Annotated in this window: 13 protein-coding genes and 3 rRNA genes; 7 read left to right on the top strand and 9 right to left on the bottom strand. The window is 68.9% G+C overall.

The genetic code is table 11. The features are described 5' to 3' along the window. Positions 1 to 56 precede the first annotated feature (56 nt). A complete protein-coding gene (locus tag B4U46_RS14135; RefSeq protein WP_079427482.1) occupies positions 57 to 992 on the top strand; it encodes a cation diffusion facilitator family transporter in 936 nt (311 codons plus the stop codon). Between the two features lie 88 nt (positions 993 to 1,080). Here B4U46_RS14135 and lepB read toward each other — a convergent pair whose 3' ends face one another. Both lepB and B4U46_RS14125 read right to left on the bottom strand, forming a co-directional pair. Then, on the bottom strand, positions 1,081 to 1,824 hold the full coding sequence (gene lepB / locus B4U46_RS14130) for a signal peptidase I (protein WP_159402092.1): 744 nt from the start codon (positions 1,822 to 1,824) through the stop codon (positions 1,081 to 1,083). 174 nt (positions 1,825 to 1,998) lie between these two features. Continuing rightward, complete coding sequence (locus B4U46_RS14125; protein ID WP_079427478.1) at positions 1,999 to 4,023, bottom strand: fructose-specific PTS transporter subunit EIIC; 2,025 nt, start codon at positions 4,021 to 4,023, stop codon at positions 1,999 to 2,001. Between the two features lie 320 nt (positions 4,024 to 4,343). Here B4U46_RS14125 and ahcY point away from each other — a divergent pair, with 320 nt between their 5' ends. Then, on the top strand, positions 4,344 to 5,780 hold the full coding sequence (ahcY, locus tag B4U46_RS14120; RefSeq protein WP_079427477.1) for an adenosylhomocysteinase: 1,437 nt from the start codon (positions 4,344 to 4,346) through the stop codon (positions 5,778 to 5,780). Positions 5,781 to 5,882: 102 nt separating this feature from the next. Next, on the top strand, positions 5,883 to 6,530 hold the full coding sequence (locus B4U46_RS14115) for a hypothetical protein (protein ID WP_079427475.1): 648 nt from the start codon (positions 5,883 to 5,885) through the stop codon (positions 6,528 to 6,530). On the opposite strand, the gene B4U46_RS14110 is transcribed toward B4U46_RS14115, so the two are convergent. After that, positions 6,527 to 7,441 (bottom strand): RDD family protein, encoded by a 915-nt coding sequence (locus B4U46_RS14110; protein ID WP_187344142.1) that lies wholly within the window; start codon positions 7,439 to 7,441, stop codon positions 6,527 to 6,529. The genes B4U46_RS14115 and B4U46_RS14110 overlap by 4 nt on opposite strands. 113 nt (positions 7,442 to 7,554) lie before the next feature. On the opposite strand from B4U46_RS14110, the gene B4U46_RS14105 reads away from it, so the two are divergent. The 4 genes from B4U46_RS14105 (at position 7,555) to rrf (ending at position 14,281) form a co-directional block, all read left to right on the top strand. Beyond that, complete coding sequence (locus B4U46_RS14105) at positions 7,555 to 8,562, top strand: stage II sporulation protein M (RefSeq protein WP_079427473.1); 1,008 nt, start codon at positions 7,555 to 7,557, stop codon at positions 8,560 to 8,562. A gap of 605 nt (positions 8,563 to 9,167) precedes the next feature. Continuing rightward, positions 9,168 to 10,693: ribosomal RNA gene (locus tag B4U46_RS14095) — 16S ribosomal RNA — on the top strand. A 279-nt stretch (positions 10,694 to 10,972) separates the two neighbouring features. Then, a 23S ribosomal RNA gene (locus B4U46_RS14090) occupies positions 10,973 to 14,090 on the top strand. Between the two features lie 74 nt (positions 14,091 to 14,164). Continuing rightward, positions 14,165 to 14,281 (top strand): 5S ribosomal RNA (gene rrf, locus B4U46_RS14085). The 16S, 23S and 5S rRNA genes sit together here, the layout of an rRNA operon. 51 nt (positions 14,282 to 14,332) lie before the next feature. Here the strand turns inward: rrf and B4U46_RS14080 are convergent. Genes B4U46_RS14080 through B4U46_RS14055 form a run of 6 tightly spaced genes read right to left on the bottom strand, consistent with a single transcriptional unit; the run spans position 14,333 to position 20,615 of the window. Then, a complete protein-coding gene (locus B4U46_RS14080; protein WP_079427471.1) occupies positions 14,333 to 14,791 on the bottom strand; it encodes a Uma2 family endonuclease in 459 nt (152 codons plus the stop codon). Positions 14,792 to 14,838: 47 nt separating this feature from the next. Further along, positions 14,839 to 16,149 carry a DUF58 domain-containing protein gene (locus tag B4U46_RS14075; RefSeq protein ID WP_079427469.1) on the bottom strand — a complete coding sequence of 437 codons (1,311 nt, stop codon included), beginning with the start codon at positions 16,147 to 16,149 and terminating at the stop codon, positions 14,839 to 14,841. Further along, positions 16,149 to 17,111: an AAA family ATPase gene (locus tag B4U46_RS14070; protein ID WP_079427468.1), complete on the bottom strand. Its 963-nt coding sequence runs from the start codon at positions 17,109 to 17,111 to the stop codon at positions 16,149 to 16,151. Before B4U46_RS14070 ends, B4U46_RS14075 begins: the two co-directional genes overlap by 1 nt. Beyond that, complete coding sequence (locus B4U46_RS14065) at positions 17,108 to 18,670, bottom strand: DUF4350 domain-containing protein (RefSeq protein WP_079427466.1); 1,563 nt, start codon at positions 18,668 to 18,670, stop codon at positions 17,108 to 17,110. Before B4U46_RS14065 ends, B4U46_RS14070 begins: the two co-directional genes overlap by 4 nt. Then, positions 18,667 to 19,329, bottom strand: a complete 663-nt coding sequence (locus B4U46_RS14060; protein ID WP_079427464.1) for a DUF4129 domain-containing protein — start codon at positions 19,327 to 19,329, stop codon at positions 18,667 to 18,669. The genes B4U46_RS14065 and B4U46_RS14060 overlap by 4 nt, the downstream gene beginning before the upstream one ends. A gap of 8 nt (positions 19,330 to 19,337) precedes the next feature. Beyond that, a complete protein-coding gene (locus B4U46_RS14055) occupies positions 19,338 to 20,615 on the bottom strand; it encodes a hypothetical protein (protein ID WP_079427462.1) in 1,278 nt (425 codons plus the stop codon). Between the last annotated feature and the right edge of the window lie 196 nt (positions 20,616 to 20,811).

Here is a 20,811-nt window from a genome sequence, read left to right as displayed (position 1 = left end):
GCAGCTGCAACAATGTGCGGCCGTAGCCAGTGGCCAGGAAAGGACATCCACCACCCATGAGCGCGTCGGGCGGCACCAAGGCGATCGTGGCGGCACTCGCCGCCAACCTGGCCATCGCTGTGGCCAAGTTCGTGGCATTCCTCTTCAGCGGCTCCTCGTCGATGCTCGCGGAGAGCGTCCACTCGGTCGCCGACTCCGGCAACCAGGGGCTGCTCCTCCTCGGCGGCAAGAAGGCCCAGCGCGAGGCCACCCCGCAACACCCCTTCGGGTACGGGCGCGAGCGCTACATCTACGCCTTCCTCGTCTCCATCGTCCTCTTCACCGTCGGCGGCATGTTCGCCATCTACGAGGGCTACGAGAAGATCCACGACCCGCACCCCATCGAGTCCTGGTACTGGCCCGTCGGCGTCCTCGTCTTCGCGGTCATCGCGGAGGGCTTCTCCTTCCGCACCGCGATCAAGGAGTCCAACGAGACCCGCGGCAGCCAGTCCTGGGGCCAGTTCATCAAGAGCGCCAAGGCCCCCGAGCTGCCCGTGGTCCTGCTGGAGGACCTCGGCGCCCTCGTCGGCCTCGTCCTCGCCCTCCTCGGCGTCGGCCTCGCCCTGATCACCGGCGACGGCGTGTGGGACGGCATCGGCACCCTGTGCATCGGCACCCTGCTGATCGCCATCGCCGTCATCCTCGCCCTGGAGACCAAGTCCCTCCTGCTGGGCGAGTCCGCCGGCACGGCCGAGGTCGAGAAGATCAAGGCCGCGCTCGTCGACGGGGACACCGTCACCGGCGTCATCCACATGCGCACCCTGCACCTCGGCCCCGAGGAGCTGCTGGTCGCCGCCAAGATCGCCGTCCAGCACGACGACACCGCGACCGAGGTGGCCAACGCCATCAACGCCGCGGAGGCCCGCATCCGCGCCTCCGTCCCGATCGCCCGCGTGATCTACCTGGAGCCGGACATCTACAACCCCGAGGCCGCCAAGGCCGACGGCCGCTGACCCGCCCGCCCCACCGGCCCGCACCGGACGCACGAACGCCCCCGCAGCTCACCACGAGCCGCGGGGGCGTTCGCCGCAGGGGAAGGCCCTAGGACTGCGCGTCCGCGCGCTCACCGCCGGCCGGTGCCGCTGCCGCCGCCGCGACCGGCTCGGACGCCTGCGCCTCCGGCGCCTCCGGGGCCGCCGGGGCGGCGGCGGCCCGCTTGCGGGCCCGCCGGGACACGAACGCCAGCACCGCGCCGGCCAGCAGCACCAGCGCACCGGCCACCTGCCCCCACACGGCCAGCTTCGCCATCGGGTACATCACGACCTTGGCGGAGACGTGGTCCGCCGGAACCGGCCCGTTGTTCGCGTACTGCGAGCCGTCCGAGTTCATCCGGTTGTCGCCCATCAGGAACACGTACCCCTCGGGCACCGTCACGTCGAAGGCCACCGCCGAAGGGTTCTTCCACTGCTCCAGGTACGGCTCGTCCAGCGGATCACCGTTGAGCACCAGACGGTACTGGCCGCTGGTCTTGCTGCTCGGCTTGTACCGGATGCGGTCCCCGCCCACGGCGATGACCCGGTTCATCTGCGTCTTGTGCAGGGACCACGGAACGGAGGCGAGGACGACGTCGCCCCGCCGGAGCTTGCCCGTGTCCACCGGCTCCAGGTAGATGCTCTCCCCGTCGGTGTAGGTCGGCGCCATCTGCCAGCCGGCCGCCTTGCCCTCCGAGTAGCGAGCCGGAGGGTTCACGGCCTTCGCCACCGTCACCCCTCCCAGGATGACCGCTCCGAGCACCAGCAGGACGATCGCCGCGATCCCGCGCCTGCGTCCTGGCCTGTGTGTCATTTCGTCCCTTCCGATGTACCTGCCTTGCATCGTAGGTCGACGGCGACGCCCCGAACGCCGCCGGGGGCCCGGTGCGCCAGGTCCGTACATACCGATTCGGACACTGCCCCAGGCCGCCGGGCCCCGTACCGCGGCGGTACGGGGCCCGGCGGACGGACGCGGCGGGGACGGCGGCTACCGGATCTCGCGCAGCAGGTCCAGGACGGCCGGCCCGTCGGGCGCGGACCGCAGCCGGTCCCGGAAACCGCCGTCCATCAGCTTGCGCGACAGCAGCGCCAGGATCCTCAGGTGCTCGTCCCCGGCCGCGGCCTCCGGCACCGCGATCATGAAGACCAGGCGGGCCTTCGTGCCGTCCAGCGCACCCCACTCGATGCCCTCGCCGGACCGGGCGAAGCCCACCGTGGGGCGCACGACCGCGTCGGTCTTGGCGTGCGGGATGGCGATCGACTCACCGAGACCGGTCGTGCCCTGCGCCTCCCGGGCGAGCGCGACCCGCACCAGCTCCGCCACGTCGCGGACGTTGCCGGTGGTCGCGAGCATCTCGGCCATCTCCCGGATCGCCGCCTCCTTGGAGCCGGCCGCCAGCTCCGTCCTGACGGTCCGCTCCGTCAGGTAGCCGGACAGCACCTCCGCCTCCCCGGCAGCCGCGGCGGCGCCGGCCGGGGCGGCCGCCGGGGCCACGGCCGTACCGCCCGCCCCGGCACCCGCCCCGGCGAGCACCGGCTCGGGCACCCGGGCCGCGGCCCCGGCCCCGGCCGGGCCGGCCTTGCGGCCCTTGAGCTCGATCAGCGCGTTGGTCGTCAGCGCGGTCACCGCCGTGCCGATGGCGATCGCCATGAAGAACATCGCCACACCGCTGATCGCACCGAACAGCGAGACGACCGGACCGCCGTGCGGCACGGAGTTCCCGACCCCCGCCACGCCCGCCACCGCACCGGCCACCGCCCCGCCGAGCATGTTCGCGGGGATGACCTGCGCGGGCCGTGCCGCGGCGAAGGGGATCGCCCCCTCCGAGATGCCGAAGAAGCCCATGAACAGGGCCGCCATCCCGGCCTCCCGCTCCTGGCCGGTGTAGAGCCTGCGGCGCAGCAGCGTCGCCAGGCCCTGGCCGAGCGGCATCACCGGGATCGCGGCGGCGGCCATGCCCATGACGGCGTTGTTGGTGCCGATGAGGCCCACGGCCACGAGGAAAGCCGTCTTGTTGACCGGGCCGCCCATGTCGAAGGCGATCATCAGGCCGATCAGGGCGCCGAGGATGACCGCGCTGGAGCCGGTCATCCCGTTCAGCCAGCCGGTCAGGTGCGTGAACAGCCACGAGATCGGCTGACCGATGACGTAGATGTAGAACAACCCGAGCACCAGCGTCGACGCGATCGGGATCACGATGATCGGCATGATCGGCTGGACGAACCGGGGGACCTTGACCTTCTTGATCCACACGACCAGGTAGCCGGCCAGGAAACCGGTGGCGATGGCCCCGAGGAAGCCCGCGTTGGCGTCCGCCCCGTAGATGTTCACCGCGTCGGCGGCCAGGAACCCGCCGATCATGCCCGGCACGAGCGCGGGCCGGTCGCCGAGCGCGTGGGCGATGTAGCCCGAGAAGATCGGCAGCATCAGCTTGAAGCCGAGGCCGCCCAGCTGGTTGACGTAGAACCAGAACGAGTCCTTGTCGAACTCGATGCCCTTGGGCGTGGAGTGCCCGCCCAGCGCGATCGAGACGGCGAGCAGCAGACCGCCCACGACGACGAACGGGATCATGTGGGAGACGCCGTTCATCAGCGCCTTGTAGGCCACGCTGCGATCCCGGCCGCCGCCCCCGGCCGCCACGGCCGTGCCTTCCTGCACCGGCGCCGTCCGTACCCGCTCGATCAGTTCCTCCGGGCGGTGCACCCCGTCCGCGACGCCCGTGGACAGGACCCGCTTGCCGGCGAACCGCGCCCGGTCGACCTCCTTGTCGGCGGCGATGATGATCCCGTCCGCCTCTCTGACATCGTTGTCAGAGAGCACGTTCTCCGCCCCGATGGAACCCTGCGTCTCCACCTTCATGTCCACGCCGAGCTCGGCGGCGGCCTGCTGGAGCTTCTCCGCTGCCATGTAGGTGTGCGCGATCCCCGTGGGGCACGCGGTGACGGCGAGCAGCTTCAGCCGCTTCGCGCCGTCCGCGCCCCCGCCACCGGGAGAGCCGGCCGTCGTACTCACGTGGAATCTCCTTCGCACCAGGGGTCGGTCCAACGGCATCCTCCCCCACCCGAGGAGTGGATCAAAAGTCCGAAAGGCCCCGAACACTCCGCCGGACGGCCCGGAAACACGGCACTACTTCTCCCCCGCGGGCTGGGGGCCGCTGCGCCGATCGGTGTAGATTCGTCATCAGTGTCAGGCGTCGCTGCTGATGGCGGTCGGGCGGTCCTCGCGACCGGCCGAGGGGAGAGAGGACCCCGCGACGGACTGTGCTCGGCGCACCGGCCCGCCCGTGCGCGGCTCAGCCGTACCCACCTCTCGACCCATGAGGAGCAGCACCCATGGACTTCAAGGTCGCCGACCTTTCCCTTGCCGCCTTCGGCCGCAAGGAGATCACCCTGGCCGAGCACGAGATGCCGGGTCTGATGTCGATCCGCCGGGAGTACGCCGAGGCCCAGCCGCTGGCCGGCGCCCGCATCACCGGCTCCCTGCACATGACCGTGCAGACCGCCGTCCTGATCGAGACCCTCGTCGCCCTCGGCGCCGACGTCCGCTGGGCCTCCTGCAACATCTTCTCCACCCAGGACCACGCGGCCGCCGCCATCGCCGTCGGCCCGAACGGCACCCCGGAGAACCCGCAGGGCGTCCCGGTCTTCGCCTGGAAGGGCGAGACGCTGGAGGAGTACTGGTGGTGCACGGAGCAGGCGCTGACCTGGCCGAACACCCCCACCGGCGGCCCGAACATGATCCTCGACGACGGTGGTGACGCCACCCTCCTCGTCCACAAGGGCGTCGAGTTCGAGAAGGCCGGCGCGGCCCCGGACCCGTCCACGGCGGACTCCGAGGAGTACGGCCACATCCTGACCCTCCTCAACCGCACGCTCGCCGAGTCCCCCCAGAAGTGGACCCAGCTCGCGTCCGAGATCCGCGGCGTGACGGAGGAGACCACCACCGGTGTCCACCGTCTCTACGAGATGATGCAGTCCGGTGACCTGCTCTTCCCGGCGATCAACGTGAACGACGCGGTGACGAAGTCGAAGTTCGACAACAAGTACGGCTGCCGCCACTCCCTGATCGACGGCATCAACCGGGCCACCGACGTGCTGATCGGCGGCAAGGTCGCGGTCGTGTGCGGTTACGGCGACGTCGGCAAGGGCTGCGCGGAGTCCCTGCGCGGCCAGGGTGCGCGGGTCATCGTGACGGAGATCGACCCGATCTGCGCGCTGCAGGCGGCGATGGACGGCTACCAGGTCGCCACCCTGGACGACGTGGTGGAGACGGCGGACATCTTCATCACCACGACGGGCAACAAGGACATCATCATGGCCTCGGACATGGCCAGGATGAAGCACCAGGCGATCGTGGGGAACATCGGCCACTTCGACAACGAGATCGACATGGCGGGTCTGGCCAAGGTCGAGGGCATCGTCAAGGACGAGGTCAAGCCGCAGGTCCACACCTGGACGTTCCCCGACGGCAAGGTCCTGATCGTGCTGTCCGAGGGCCGTCTGCTGAACCTGGGCAACGCGACGGGCCACCCGTCCTTCGTGATGTCGAACTCCTTCGCGGACCAGACGCTGGCGCAGATCGAGCTGTTCACCAAGCCCGAGGAGTACCCGACCGACGTCTACGTGCTGCCCAAGCACCTGGACGAGAAGGTCGCCCGTCTCCACCTCGACGCCCTCGGTGTCAAGCTGACCACGCTCCGTCCGGAGCAGGCGGAGTACATCGGCGTCAAGGTCGAGGGCCCGTACAAGCCCGACCACTACCGCTACTGATCCGCACCCAGCGGATCGCGCACACTGAAGCAGGCCCCCCGGCACCCGTGCCGGGGGGCCTGCCCCATACGCACCCGGTACGTCAGCCAAGGACCACAGCCCATGCCCCGCGGCCGCTACTCGCTCCACGACCCGCACGACCACACCCCCCTCGGCGAGGAGCACTTCCACTGCGCCCCCGGCCCCTCCGGCTGGCGGTACGTCTCCCAGACCACCTCCCCCGGCGGCGACCACCGGGGCTCCCTCGACCTCGCCGTCGACACCCTCGGCCGCCCCATCCGCCTCGAGGTCAACGCATCGAGCTGGCAGGTCCGCGGCGCCGCCATCGACGGCGTCACCTGGGTCCGCACCGACCCCACCGGCACCGAGGCCACCGAGGGCAACGTCGCCGCCCCCGGCTTCACCGGCACCTCCCCGGCCTTCCTCATCGCCACGGCCCGCCTGCTGCGCCTGACCCCCGGCGCCCCCGCGACCCGCATCCGCCTCGTCGCCCTCACCGACCCGGTCCTCGCCCCCCGCACCGTCGACCAGGCCTGGGCCCTGCGCTCCCGCGCCGAGCACCCCACCGACAGCGGCCCGCTCGTCGTGGACGAGTACCAGGTCACCGCCCTCGACACGGGCGAGGTCCACACCGTCCACATCGCCGGCGACGTGGTCCTCTCCGCCCCGGGCATCGAACTCGAACACCTGGAAACCCCGCCGTCGACCTTCTCGGAGGAGTCCGAGGAGTCCGACGAGTTCGAGGACTAACCGGGCGGCGCGAACCCGGACGCAGGCCGGGCCGGCTCGGCGGGCGCCGCAGGCCGTACCGGCTCCACCGGCTGTACGGGAGCCGCCACCGGCGCAGCCGGCGAGGCGACGGGCACCACCGGCGGCCCCCCGTACGCCACGGGCGCGGCAGCCGGCCCGCTCGCGGTGGCGAAGGCCCGGGCGGCGTCCCGCGACTGCCGCTCGTGCACCACGGCCATCAGGAACGCGGCCGCCGGCACCCCGGCCGGCGCCGGCGCCCCGGTCCGCGCCACCACGTCGTCCGCGAGCCGCGCCGCCATCACCGCGGCCGTGTGCGGGTCCAGCTGGTTCATCCGCGTCAGGTACTGCCGGATCGCCAGCCACAGCCCGTCGGGCACCGCCGACAGGTCCAGCCCCGCGAACCGCCCGGCCAGCCACGGCGGCGGCGGGGGCACGGGCAGCACCCGGGTCCCCGGCACCCGCTCCCGCACCACCAGCGTTCCCCCGAACACGTCCCCGAGCCGCCGCCCCCGCTCCGACACCAGCGACGCGATGCACGCCACCGTCCCGAAGACCATCAGCAGCTCCACGACCCCCATCGCCCCGCGCACCAGCGCGTGCCGGAACCGGATCGGCCCGCCGTCCTCCCGCACCACCCGCAGCCCGCACGCCAGCTTCCCCAGCGAACGCCCGTGGCTCAGCGTCTCCACCGCGATCGGCACCCCGACCAGCACCAGCACCAGACACGCCACCGACACGGCCGCCTGCGCCGCCATGTCGAGCCCGGAGGTCGCGAGGACCAGCAGGAAGAACACCAGCACGTAGCCGGTGAAGTACACGAACAGATCGAGCAGGTAGGCCAGCGCCCGGCTCGGCAGCCGCGCGGGCCGGAGCCCCAGGACCACCGCGTCCCCCGTCACCAGACCGCTCACCGGACACACCTTTCCCCGACCTGACCCGCCCCTGTGGAACCCCAGTCTGCCAAGCTGACCGCAGGACAGACAGCCGTATCGGGCGGGGCCAGGGGCAGGGGAGCGACAACCGGATGGATCTCGACGTCTTCGTGGCCGCCCACCAGGCGCAGTGGGCCCGCCTGGAACAGCTCCTCGGCCGCGGCCGCCGGCTCACCGGAGCGGAGGCCGACGAACTCGTCACCCTCTACCAGCGCACCGCCACCCACCTCTCCCTGATCCAGTCGAGCGCCCCGGACCCGCTGCTCACGGGCCGCCTGACCCAGCTCGTGGCCCGCGCCCGCTCGACCGTCACCGGAACCCGCCGCGCGAGCTGGCGCGACGCCGCCCGCTTCTTCACCGCCGGTTTCCCGGCGGCCGTCTACCGCAGCCGCCGCTGGTGGATACCGGCGGCGCTGCTCTCCACGGCCGTCGGCGTGCTCATCGGCTGGTGGATCGCCACCCACCCGGAGGTCCAGGCCGCCGTCGCAGCTCCGGAGCAGCTCAAGCAGCTGACGCGACCGGGCGGCGAGTACGAGACGTACTACTCCAGCCACCCGGCGGCCTCCTTCGCCGCGAAGGTGTGGACGAACAACGCCCAGGCCGCCGCGGTCTGCCTGGTCCTGGGGGCCTTCCTCGGCCTTCCGGTGCTCTGGATCCTCTTCCTGAACATGGCCAACCTCGGGGTGGGCCTGGGCCTGATGGCTTCGGCGGGCCGCCTCGACGTCTTCCTGGGCCTGATCCTCCCGCACGGTCTGCTCGAACTGACCGCCGTCTTCGTCGCCGCGGGCACGGGACTGCGCCTGGGCTGGACGGTCGTCGACCCGGGCCCGCGCACCCGCCGCGTGGCCCTGGCGGAACAGGGCCGCGCCGCCCTGGGCATGGCCATCGGCCTGGCGGTGGTCCTGTTCGTCTCCGGCCTGATCGAGGGCTTCGTGACCCCGTCAGGCCTGCCCACCTGGGCCCGCATCTCCATCGGCGTGGCCGCCGAGGCAGCCTTCCTGGCGTACGTCTTCGTCCTGGGCGGCCGCGCCTCGCGCGCCGGCGAGGCGGGCGACGTGGAGGAGGCGGATCGCACGGCCCTGCTGCCGACGGCGGCGTGATGTGCGTACAAGCCCGCTCGGCTGCTAGTCTCCTCGTTGTCGCAAGGGGTGTTGACACACCCGGCGCGCGGAGGTAGATTCGAACGGTTGCCTCGAACTGGACAAGTTCGGCAGCGATGGTTTAGAATCTTCTTCGCCCCCAAGAATCCAAGGAATTGCATTCAACCGGGGCACATCCATCTCTGAATCAGGAAACTGAAGCCGGGAAATCCGGTGGAAAACTTCTGATAGAGTCGGAACCGCCGGAAAGGGAAAGCGCGAAAGCGCAGAACCTGGAAAGCACCGAGGAAGTCGGGCCCGAAAGAGTCTGATAGAGTCGGAAACGAAGAAAGAACGAAAGCCCGGAGGAAAGCCCCAGTAAGTGTTACTGAGGGTGAGTACAAAGGAAGCGTCCGTTCCTTGAGAACTCAACAGCGTGCCAAAAATCAACGCCAGAAGTTGATACCCCGTCCACTTCGGTGGATGAGGTTCCTTTGAAAAAGACCTGTCGGGCCTTCGGGCACTGGCAGGCGACAAACACAGCGAGGACGTTGTGGTCAGTCGGTCTTATTCCGACCGTGACTGGCCCGCTCTTTCGTGCGTGTGCACCGGATTACCGGTAAACATTCATGGAGAGTTTGATCCTGGCTCAGGACGAACGCTGGCGGCGTGCTTAACACATGCAAGTCGAACGATGAACCTCCTTCGGGAGGGGATTAGTGGCGAACGGGTGAGTAACACGTGGGCAATCTGCCCTTCACTCTGGGACAAGCCCTGGAAACGGGGTCTAATACCGGATACGACTGCGGGAGGCATCTCCTGTGGTGGAAAGCTCCGGCGGTGAAGGATGAGCCCGCGGCCTATCAGCTTGTTGGTGGGGTAACGGCCCACCAAGGCGACGACGGGTAGCCGGCCTGAGAGGGCGACCGGCCACACTGGGACTGAGACACGGCCCAGACTCCTACGGGAGGCAGCAGTGGGGAATATTGCACAATGGGCGAAAGCCTGATGCAGCGACGCCGCGTGAGGGATGACGGCCTTCGGGTTGTAAACCTCTTTCAGCAGGGAAGAAGCGAAAGTGACGGTACCTGCAGAAGAAGCGCCGGCTAACTACGTGCCAGCAGCCGCGGTAATACGTAGGGCGCAAGCGTTGTCCGGAATTATTGGGCGTAAAGAGCTCGTAGGCGGCTTGTCACGTCGGATGTGAAAGCCCGAGGCTTAACCTCGGGTCTGCATTCGATACGGGCTAGCTAGAGTGTGGTAGGGGAGATCGGAATTCCTGGTGTAGCGGTGAAATGCGCAGATATCAGGAGGAACACCGGTGGCGAAGGCGGATCTCTGGGCCATTACTGACGCTGAGGAGCGAAAGCGTGGGGAGCGAACAGGATTAGATACCCTGGTAGTCCACGCCGTAAACGTTGGGAACTAGGTGTTGGCGACATTCCACGTCGTCGGTGCCGCAGCTAACGCATTAAGTTCCCCGCCTGGGGAGTACGGCCGCAAGGCTAAAACTCAAAGGAATTGACGGGGGCCCGCACAAGCGGCGGAGCATGTGGCTTAATTCGACGCAACGCGAAGAACCTTACCAAGGCTTGACATATACCGGAAAGCATTAGAGATAGTGCCCCCCTTGTGGTCGGTATACAGGTGGTGCATGGCTGTCGTCAGCTCGTGTCGTGAGATGTTGGGTTAAGTCCCGCAACGAGCGCAACCCTTGTCCTGTGTTGCCAGCATGCCCTTCGGGGTGATGGGGACTCACAGGAGACCGCCGGGGTCAACTCGGAGGAAGGTGGGGACGACGTCAAGTCATCATGCCCCTTATGTCTTGGGCTGCACACGTGCTACAATGGCCGGTACAATGAGCTGCGATACCGTGAGGTGGAGCGAATCTCAAAAAGCCGGTCTCAGTTCGGATTGGGGTCTGCAACTCGACCCCATGAAGTCGGAGTCGCTAGTAATCGCAGATCAGCATTGCTGCGGTGAATACGTTCCCGGGCCTTGTACACACCGCCCGTCACGTCACGAAAGTCGGTAACACCCGAAGCCGGTGGCCCAACCCTTGTGGAGGGAGCTGTCGAAGGTGGGACTGGCGATTGGGACGAAGTCGTAACAAGGTAGCCGTACCGGAAGGTGCGGCTGGATCACCTCCTTTCTAAGGAGCACAGTACCGATTGCAGGCAAATGTTCTGCACGGTCAGCTCATGGGTGGAACGTTGATTAGTTGGCGCGAGTGTGAGGGTCCTTCACTAGTACTGCTTCGGCGTGGAACGTGATGAGTATCTGAGCAGTCGCGCTTGGCACGTTGTTGGGTCCTGAAGGCACGGCCGTCTGGTCAGTCTTCAGTGCCGGCCCCGGTAAAGCTCTGTTTCGGCAGGGTGTGACGGGTGGCTGGTCGTTATTTGAGAACTACACAGTGGACGCGAGCATCTGTGGCCAAGTTTTTAAGGGCGCACGGTGGATGCCTTGGCACCAGGAACCGATGAAGGACGTGAGAGGCCGCGATAGGCCCCGGGGAGCTGCCAACTGAGCTTTGATCCGGGGGTGTCCGAATGGGGAAACCCGGCAGTCGTCATGGGCTGTCACCCATGCCTGAACACATAGGGCATGTGGAGGGAACGAGGGGAAGTGAAACATCTCAGTACCCTCAGGAAGAGAAAACAACCGTGATTCCGGGAGTAGTGGCGAGCGAAACCGGATGAGGCCAAACCGTATGCGTGTGATACCCGGCAGGGGTTGCGCATGCGGGGTTGTGGGAATGAGCTTTCACAGTCTGCCGGCTGTGAGGCGAGTCAGAAACCGTATGGATAGGCGAAGGACATGCGAAAGGTCCGGCGTAGAGGGTAAGACCCCCGTAGCTGAAATCTGTACGGCTTGCTTGCTCATCTCCCAAGTAGCACGGGGCCCGAGAAATCCCGTGTGAATCTGGCGGGACCACCCGCTAAGCCTAAATATTCCCTGGTGACCGATAGCGGATAGTACCGTGAGGGAATGGTGAAAAGTACCGCGGGAGCGGAGTGAAATAGTACCTGAAACCGTGTGCCTACAAGCCGTGGGAGCGTCGGACGTACTTGTACGTCTCGTGACTGCGTGCCTTTTGAAGAATGAGCCTGCGAGTTAGCGGTGTGTAGCGAGGTTAACCCGTGTGGGGAAGCCGTAGCGAAAGCGAGTCCGAATAGGGCGATTGAGTTGCACGCTCTAGACCCGAAGCGGAGTGATCTAGCCATGGGCAGGTTGAAGCGGAGGTAAGACTTCGTGGAGGACCGAACCCACCAGGGTTGAAAACCTGGGGGATGACCTGTGGTTAGGGGTGAAAGGCCAATCAAACTCCGTGATAGCTGGTTCTCCCCGAAATGCATTTAGGTGCAGCGTCGTGTGTTTCTTGCCGGAGGTAGAGCACTGGATAGGCGATGGGCCCTACCGGGTTACTGACCTTAGCCAAACTCCGAATGCCGGTAAGTGAGAGCACGGCAGTGAGACTGTGGGGGATAAGCTCCATGGTCGAGAGGGAAACAGCCCAGAGCATCGACTAAGGCCCCTAAGCGTACGCTAAGTGGGAAAGGATGTGGAGTCGCAGAGACAACCAGGAGGTTGGCTTAGAAGCAGCCACCCTTGAAAGAGTGCGTAATAGCTCACTGGTCAAGTGATTCCGCGCCGACAATGTAGCGGGGCTCAAGCGTACCGCCGAAGTCGTGTCATTGCAGCAATAGGGCCAACGCCTGCTGTGATGGGTAGGGGAGCGTCGTGTGCCGGGTGAAGCAGCAGCGGAAGCTAGTTGTGGACGGTTCACGAGTGAGAATGCAGGCATGAGTAGCGATACACACGTGAGAAACGTGTGCGCCGATTGACTAAGGGTTCCTGGGTCAAGCTGATCTGCCCAGGGTAAGTCGGGACCTAAGGCGAGGCCGACAGGCGTAGTCGATGGACAACCGGTTGATATTCCGGTACCCGCTTTGAAACGCCCAATATCGAATCCTCTGATGCTAAGGCCGTGAAGCCGTTCCGGACCCTTCGGGGAAAGGAAAGTGGTGGAGCCGCCGGCCCAAGGTGGTAGTAGGTAAGCGATGGGGTGACGCAGGAAGGTAGTCCAGCCCGGGCGGTGGTTGTCCCGGGGTAAGGGTGTAGGCCGAGGGGTAGGCAAATCCGTCCCTCATATAAGGCTGAGACCTGATGCCGAGCCGATTGTGGTGAAGTGGATGATCCTATGCTGTCGAGAAAAGCCTCTAGCGAGTTTCATGGCGGCCCGTACCCTAAACCGACTCAGGTGGTCAGGTAGAGAATACCGAGGCGTTCGGGTGAACTATGGTTAAGGAACTCGGCAAAATGCCCCCGTAACTTCGGGAGAAGGGGGGCCATTCCTGGTGATGAGACTTGCTCTCTGAGCTGGGGGTGGCCGCAGAGACCAGCGAGAAGCGACTGTTTACTAAAAACACAGGTCCGTGCGAAGCCGTAAGGCGATGTATACGGACTGACGCCTGCCCGGTGCTGGAACGTTAAGGGGACCGGTTAGTGACCTTTCGGGGTTGCGAAGCTGAGAACTTAAGCGCCAGTAAACGGCGGTGGTAACTATAACCATCCTAAGGTAGCGAAATTCCTTGTCGGGTAAGTTCCGACCTGCACGAATGGCGTAACGACTTCTCGACTGTCTCAACCATAGGCCCGGTGAAATTGCACTACGAGTAAAGATGCTCGTTTCGCGCAGCAGGACGGAAAGACCCCGGGACCTTTACTACAGTTTGATATTGGTGTTCGGTTCGGCTTGTGTAGGATAGGTGGGAGACTTTGAAGCAGCCACGCCAGTGGTTGTGGAGTCGCCGTTGAAATACCACTCTGGTCGTGCTGGATGTCTAACCTCGGTCCGTGATCCGGATCAGGGACAGTGTCTGATGGGTAGTTTAACTGGGGCGGTTGCCTCCCAAAGGGTAACGGAGGCGCCCAAAGGTTCCCTCAGCCTGGTTGGCAATCAGGTGTTGAGTGTAAGTGCACAAGGGAGCTTGACTGTGAGACCGACGGGTCGAGCAGGGACGAAAGTCGGGACTAGTGATCCGGCGGTGGCTTGTGGAAGCGCCGTCGCTCAACGGATAAAAGGTACCCCGGGGATAACAGGCTGATCTTCCCCAAGAGTCCATATCGACGGGATGGTTTGGCACCTCGATGTCGGCTCGTCGCATCCTGGGGCTGGAGTCGGTCCCAAGGGTTGGGCTGTTCGCCCATTAAAGCGGTACGCGAGCTGGGTTTAGAACGTCGTGAGACAGTTCGGTCCCTATCCGCTGTGCGCGTAGGAATATTGAGAAGGGCTGTCCCTAGTACGAGAGGACCGGGACGGACGAACCTCTGGTGTGCCAGTTGTCCTGCCAAGGGCATGGCTGGTTGGCTACGTTCGGGAGGGATAACCGCTGAAAGCATCTAAGCGGGAAGCCTGCTTCAAGATGAGTATTCCCACCTCCTTGAGAGGGTAAGGCTCCCAGTAGACGACTGGGTTGATAGGCCAGATGTGGAAGCCCGGTAACGGGTGGAGCTGACTGGTACTAATAGGCCGAGGGCTTGTCCTCAGTTGCTCGCGTCCACTGTGTTAGTTCTGAAGTAACGAACTCGCCTTGCCGGCTTGAGTTCAACTTCATAGTGTTTCGGTGGTCATAGCGTTAGGGAAACGCCCGGTTACATTCCGAACCCGGAAGCTAAGCCTTTCAGCGCCGATGGTACTGCAGGGGGGACCCTGTGGGAGAGTAGGACGCCGCCGAACAATCATTGTGGGAAAGCCCCGCACCAGTCATGGTGCGGGGCTTTTCTGCGTTTACGGGCCGTGCCGTACCGAGTGGCAGGCCCACGCTTCACCAGTCGGCGGGGTAGCCCTCGGGTAGTCGTGCAGCTCGTCGCGGATGTCGGTGAGGGCATTCGTTCGGGAGACGACTTCCACCACCATCAGCACGTCACGTGAGTTGACGGCCTTCGCTGTGTCATCGGTGTCTTCGTCCGCCATGACCAAGAGATCGGGGATTTTGGTCAGGCCGGTCACGGGATCGGCCATGTTCGTGTCGCTGAGGGTCGCGGCGTCAGGTGTCTGGGCCTCGATCTGGCGCCGCAGCCGCATCACGTTGAGCCCGTGCGGAGCTGTCGGGCTCATCATCGTGAGGAAGATCTGACCATCGGTGGTCTGAACCTTCCACTGATCTTCCTGGTGTTCGGCCAGCTCCGCGAGCTGCTCCGCGAAGTCGTGCATACGGCGCATTTGCTCGGGGCTGAAGTCGGCCATGTGTCCTCCTGGTGGGTGCTCTGTCAGCGTATCCAGTCGGACAACCCCTAGAGCCGGCCTGCCGCCTTCAGCGCCAGGTAGGTGTCCGCCAGGGTGGGGGCCAGGGTGTCGGGGGTGGCGTCGACCACATGGACGCCGTGGCGGGCGAGCTGGTCGGCCGTGCGGCGGCGCTGGGTCTGGGTCTGGGTCGCGGCGGCGGCCTCGTAGACCGCGTCCACGGAGCCCCGGGCGGCGGCCATCGACGCGATGTGCGGGTCGGCCACCGAGGCCAGGACCACCGTGTGGCGCTGGGTGAGGCGGGGGAGGAGCGGGAGCAGGCCCTCTTCCACCGGGGCCGCGTCCAGGCTCGTCAGGAGGACCACCAGGGAGCGGCGCGGGGCGCTGCGCAGGATGGTGGAGACCAGGCCGCGGGAGTCCGTCTCGACCAGTTCCGCTTCGAGGCCGGCCATCGCGTTCACGAAGGCCGGCAGGACGTCCGCGGCCGCGCGGCCCTGGACCAGGGCGCGGGTGCGGCGGTCGTGGGCCAGGAGGTCCACGCGGTCGCCGGCGCGGGTGGCGAGGGCGGCCAGCAGCAGGGCGGCGTCCATGGCCGAGTCCAGGCGGGGGGCGTCGCCGACGCGGCCGGCGGAGGTGCGGCCGGTGTCCAGGCAGATGAGGATGTGCCGGTCGCGTTCGGGGCGCCAGGTGCGGACGGCGACCTTGGGGCGGCGGGCGGTGGCGCGCCAGTCGATGGAGCGGGTGTCGTCGCCGGGGACGTAGTCGCGGAGGCTGTCGAACTCGGTGCCTTCGCCTCGGGTCAGGACGCTGGTGCGGCCGTCGAGTTCCCGCAGGCGTGCCAGGCGGGACGGCAGGTGCTTGCGGCTGGTGAACGGCGGCAGGACGCGGACCGTCCAGGGGACGGTGTGGGAGCCCTGGCGGGCGAAGAGGCCGAGCGGGCCGTAGGAGCGGATGGTGACGCGGGCCGCGCGGCGGTCGCCGCGCCGGGTGGGGCGCAGGCGGGTGGTGAGGCGGCGGCGTTCGCCTGCGGGGACGGTGACCTCGTGGCGGGAGGCGGCGGTTTCGGTGCCGGGGGTCCAGCTGCTGGGGGGCCAGGCGTCGCGGACGTGGGCGCGCAGGCGTCGGGTGCCGGGGTTGGTGAGGGTCAGGTGCACGTCGGCGGTCTCGCCGAGGCGGACCGTGGTGTCGCCGGTGCGGGCCAGGCGCAGGGTGCGGACGGGCGCGGCGAGGGCATAGTCGAGGGCGCAGGCCAGGCCGAGGCTGCCGTTGACGGCGAGGAGGCCCGTCCAGCTCGGTTCGAGGAGGCCGACGGGCAGGCTGCCGAGGGCCGCCAGGAGGGCGGCGCGTCCGGTGAGGGCCATCAGCGGGGGACGGGGACGTGGGTGAGGATCGCCGAGATGACGGAGTCGGCGGTGACGCCCTCCATCTCGGCTTCCGGGCGGAGCTGGACGCGGTGGCGCAGGGTCGGCAGGGCGAGGGCCTTGACGTCGTCGGGGGTGACGTAGTCGCGGCCGGTGAGCCAGGCCCAGGCGCGTGAGGTGGCCAGCAGGGCGGTCGCGCCGCGCGGGGAGACGCCGAGGGTGAGGGAGGGCGATTCGCGGGTGGCGCGGCAGATGTCGACGACGTAGCCGGTGGTCTCGGGGGAGACGGTGACGCGGGTGACGGCCTCGCGGGCGGCTTCGAGTTCCTTCGTGCCGGCGACCGGGCGGATGCCGGCGGCGTGCAGGTCGCGCGGGTCGAAGCCGGCGGCGTGCCGGGTCAGGACGCCGATCTCGTCCTCGCGGGAGGGGAGGGGGACGTTGAGCTTGAGGAGGAAGCGGTCGAGCTGGGCTTCGGGGAGGGGGTAGGTGCCCTCGTACTCGACGGGGTTCATGGTGGCGGCGACGAGGAAGGGCTCGGGGAGCTTGCGGGGGGTGCCGTCGACGGTGACCTGGCGCTCCTCCATGGCCTCCAGGAGGGAGGACTGGGTCTTGGGGGGCGTGCGGTTGATCTCGTCGGCGAGGAGGAGGTTGGTGAAGACGGGGCCGTCCTGGAAGGAGAACTCGGCGGTGCGGGCGTCGTAGACCAGAGAGCCCGTCACGTCACTGGGCATCAGGTCGGGGGTGAACTGGACGCGCTTGGTGTCGAGTTCGAGGGAGGCGGCGAGGGCGCGGACGAGGAGGGTCTTGGCGACGCCGGGGACGCCTTCGAGGAGGACGTGGCCGCGGCACAGGAGGGCGACGACGAGACCGGTGACGGCGGAGTCCTGGCCGACCACGGCCTTTCCGATCTCGGTGCGGAGCGCTTCCAGGGAGGAGCGGGCGCTGTCCGTGGTGGCCGTCATGAGGTGCGGACCTCTCTTTCGAGGGCGTCGAGGTGGTCGGCGAGCGCGACGAGTGCCGCGTCGTCGGCGGGAGTGGGGCCGAAGAGCAGGGTGGTGACGTCGCGTCCGGTGGCGGCGTCGGGCGGCTCGGGCAGGCGGGCGCTGACGGCGGCGGTCAGGACCGCCGGGTCGTGGGCCTGCGCGGGCGGTACGCCGGCCAGTGCGGCGAGGCGTTCGCGGGCGGCGGCGCGCAGTACGTCGGCGGCGCGGTCGCGGGCGGCGGCCTTGCGGTAGAGGCGGGCGCGGCCCTCGGTGGTCTCGGAGGCGCGGATGGCGACGGGCAGGTCCTCGGTGACGAGCGGGCCGAGGCGGCGGGCCCTCCACAGGGCGGCGAGCGCGGCGGCCGCGAACAGCTGGAGCAGGGCCCAGTACCAGCCGGAGGGGACGAGTTCGAGGAGGCTCTTGTCCTGGGCCGGGCCGTCGGCGGGCATGTCGGCGAGGGTGGGCAGGTACCAGACGAGTTCGGGCCGGGAGCCGAGGAGTTGGAGGGCGAGGGAGGCGTTTCCCTCTTCGGCGAGGTGCCGGTTGAGGAGGGGTTGGTCGGAGCCGAGGAGGACGGTGTCGCCGCCCCGGGTGGTGCCGGGCAGGACCAGGAGGGTGGGGTGGCCGTCGCTGGGGTAGCAGCCGGTGGCTCCGGGGAGGTCGGTGGCGTAGCGCAGGCCGTCGCCGGTGCCGGCGCGGCCGGCGGTGGTGGCGGTGGGCAGGGGGCAGGCGGGGTCGAGGTCGCGCCGGCGGGCGAAGCCCTTGGTGTGGACGGCGGGGGCCAGTTCGGCGAGGGCGGTGGCGGTGGGGGCGACGAGGAGGGTGCGGCCGCCGGAGAGGTCGATGGCGGAGCGGATGGCGCTGCGCTGGGGGGCGCCGAGGAGGTCGGGGTCGGTGACGAGGAGGGTGGTGCGGGGGCCGGCTGCGGCGGCGGCCTCCTCGGCGTTGGTGACGACGCGGGTGGTGACGCCGCGTTCCTCGAGGAGCCGGGCGAGGGCGCGGCTGCCGTCGCGGTCGGCGGAGCGGGGGTCGAGGCGGCCGTGGTGGTCGCCGGCCTGGAGCCCGGCGAGGGCGACGGCGGCGACGAGGAGCACGGCGAGGGCGAGGAGCAGCCCGCGGGCCCGGGCCCAGAGCTGGGCGGGCCCGAGGGCGGTGGAGGTGGCGGCCTTGCCCTTGCCCTGGCCGGGGGTGGGTGTGGGTGTGCCGGGGCCGGCGGCGGCCGGGGGTGGCGGGGTCGCCGTGCCGGGGGCCGGGGTGCCTGCGGCGGGTCCGGGGGTGGCGCCTGTGGTGTGGGGGCGTCCCGGGGCGGGCTGCTGGGCTGGGGTGCCGGTGCCTGCGGGGGGCGTGGTGGCGGCCGGTTGGAGGGCGTTGGCCGGGGTGGGGCGGTTGTCGGGGGCCGGAGGTGCGGTGGCTTCCGGGGGCGTGGCGGGGCCTTGGCCGGGGGTGGGTGTGGGTGTGCCTTGGCCGGGGGTGGCCGGTTCGGGGGTGTTGCCCGGGGTGGCGTCGGGGTGTGGGGGCTGGGTCGGGTGGCCGGTCATGGGGTGGGGTCCGTCAGGATCGGCTTCGTGTGGTCCAGGGTGAGGTCGAGGGTGCGCAGGCGGGCGTAGGTGTCGGGGCCGGCGGTGCGGCCGCCGTAGGTGACGTCGTCGAAGGTGCGGGCCGCGGCGCGCAGGCCGTCGGCGTGGGCGGGGAGGGAGCGGGCGGCTTCGGCGGCGGCCTCGTCGGCGGTGCGGCCGGGGCGGGGGTCGAGGAGGGTGCGTTCCTCCAGGGAGCGGACGACGGCCCGCATGCGTTCCTGGACGGCTTCGTTCCAGCGGCCGGCGGCGGCGTGGGCTTCGGCGGCCATGCGGTGGTCGGCGGCGCTGCGGGGGCCCTCGTCGAAGAGGGCCGCGGCGCTGCGGGCGGCGCGGCGGGGGGTGCCCAGGCGCCACCACAGGGCGGCGGCGGCCAGGATCACGAGCAGGGCGATGGCGAGCAGGCCGAGGCCGCCGCCGGGGGTGGCCCCGGAGGCGCGGTCGAAGATGTCGCCCAGCCACTCCCAGAAGCGGTCCAGGGCGCGCTGGAGGAGCCCCGGCTCGTCCTGGTGGTAGACGGGCTTGGCCAGCTCGCGTTCGGCCGCCTCGCGGGCGGCTTCGCGTCCGGTGGTCAGCGGCGGTGTGTCGCCGCCGGCGATGGTGATGAGTCCCCCCGTGCTCATGCGGCGCGTCAGCCTCCGGTGGGTGCCGTGGTGCCGGTGCTGTCGTAGCCCTCGACGCCGGCGGCGCGGGCGAGCTCGAGGTCGAGTGCCTCGCGGCGGATGCGCTGGTCGATGTAGAGGAGGGTGGTGACGCCCGTCTGCATGGGGGCGGTGACGGTGGCGCCGACGACGGCGCCGATGCCGGTGACGATCAGGACGGACCAGTCGCGGGCGGCGGAGCCGTCGAGGAAGCTGCCGAGGCCGCCGGGGGCCAGGGCCACGGCGATGCCGGCGAAGGGCATGGCGATCACGGTGGAAGTGATGGTCCGCATGATCCAGGTGAGCAGGCTGATGCCGCAGACCCGCCACCAGGCGCCCTTGACCAGCTTGGCGGAGCGCTTGAGGGCGGCGACCGGGGTGCCGCGTTCCAGCATCAGGGCGGGCGGGGCCAGGGCGAAGGTCACGTAGAACCAGGCCAGCAGCACGAGGCCGACGGGCACGCCGAGGGCGGTCAGGGCGGCGCTGCCGAGGAGGATGCCGGGCAGGGCCGGGAGCAGGCCGGCGGCGAGGGCGCCGAGGAACAGCAGGCCGGTGAGGCCGAGCAGGCGGGGGGCCAGGGGGCGCACGGCCCTGAGGGTGCCGCCGAGGGTGGAGGCCTGGCCGAGGACGGCGCGGCTGACGACGGGGGCCAGCAGGGCGGTGAGCAGGATCAGCCCGAGGATCTCCAGGTAGTACTGGAATCCGGAGAGGGCCCCGAGGTCGCCCAGGGCGCGGACGGCCTCCGCCGGGGTGGCGGGCTCGGTGTCGGGGACCGTGAGGCTGTCCATGGTGAGGCGCTGGACGGCGAGGAGCGCGATCTGCGACAGGGCGGCGATGACGAGGCTGACGGAGAGCACGGAACGCCAGTGGCCGCGCAGGGTGGCGACGGCGCCGTCCAGTATCTCGCCGAGGGCCAGGGGGCGCAGCGGGATCACGCCGGGCTTGGCGGCGGGCGGGGTGCCGCCCCAGCCGCCGCCGGGGTTGCCGTAGGCGTAGGGGGCGGTGCTCTGCTGTCCGGGCTGGGAGGGGTACGCGCCCCAGCCGGCGCCCTGGCTCGGCTGCTGCGGCGGGGTCTGGCCGGCGGCGGAGCTGCCCCTCCCCCAGACTCCGTCCGGGGGGACCCCCGGGCCGGGCGGTGGCTGGGCGGCGGACCATTTGGAGCCGGTGGAAGCGGAGCCGGTGCCTTCGGCGGGCGGCTGCTGAGCGGCGTCGGGGCCCTGGCCGTCGGAGGGGGATCCGGGCGCGGCCCAGCCCGGAGAGTCGTTCATCGTCGCTCCTTCACGTGCACCTGCCGTGGCGGGCGCGCTGGTCGGCTGTCATCGTGCCATGGGCAGGCCCGGGGACGACCCGGCCGTTCCCCTCGGATCCCGGTCCGCTCTTCCGTTCAATTGTCGCGCGGATCCGGGGCAGACTGGTCGTCCTGATCTCCACGCAGGTCCGAGGGGCGATTTCCAGCCCTTTTGG

Origin of the sequence: Streptomyces katrae (assembly GCF_002028425.1) — a bacterium.
GTDB lineage: Bacteria > Actinomycetota > Actinomycetes > Streptomycetales > Streptomycetaceae > Streptomyces > Streptomyces katrae_A.
The sequence above is the reverse complement of the archived record's forward strand: the minus strand, read 5'-3'. Positions and strand labels throughout refer to the sequence as shown.

Bases quoted from the DNA above. Each gene is read 5' to 3' on its own strand.
- B4U46_RS14075 (WP_079427469.1), bottom strand. From the start codon at position 16,149: ATGGCCCTCACCGGACGCGCCGCCCTCCTGGCGGCCCTCGGCAGCCTG.
- B4U46_RS14105 (WP_079427473.1), top strand. From the start codon at position 7,555: ATGGATCTCGACGTCTTCGTGGCCGCCCACCAGGCGCAGTGGGCCCGC.
- B4U46_RS14135 (WP_079427482.1), top strand. From the start codon at position 57: ATGAGCGCGTCGGGCGGCACCAAGGCGATCGTGGCGGCACTCGCCGCC.
- ahcY (WP_079427477.1), top strand. From the start codon at position 4,344: ATGGACTTCAAGGTCGCCGACCTTTCCCTTGCCGCCTTCGGCCGCAAG.
- B4U46_RS14065 (WP_079427466.1), bottom strand. From the start codon at position 18,670: ATGACCGGCCACCCGACCCAGCCCCCACACCCCGACGCCACCCCGGGC.
- B4U46_RS14060 (WP_079427464.1), bottom strand. From the start codon at position 19,329: ATGAGCACGGGGGGACTCATCACCATCGCCGGCGGCGACACACCGCCG.
- B4U46_RS14070 (WP_079427468.1), bottom strand. From the start codon at position 17,111: ATGACGGCCACCACGGACAGCGCCCGCTCCTCCCTGGAAGCGCTCCGC.
- B4U46_RS14080 (WP_079427471.1), bottom strand. From the start codon at position 14,791: ATGGCCGACTTCAGCCCCGAGCAAATGCGCCGTATGCACGACTTCGCG.
- B4U46_RS14055 (WP_079427462.1), bottom strand. From the start codon at position 20,615: ATGAACGACTCTCCGGGCTGGGCCGCGCCCGGATCCCCCTCCGACGGC.
- B4U46_RS14115 (WP_079427475.1), top strand. From the start codon at position 5,883: ATGCCCCGCGGCCGCTACTCGCTCCACGACCCGCACGACCACACCCCC.
- lepB (WP_159402092.1), bottom strand. From the start codon at position 1,824: ATGACACACAGGCCAGGACGCAGGCGCGGGATCGCGGCGATCGTCCTG.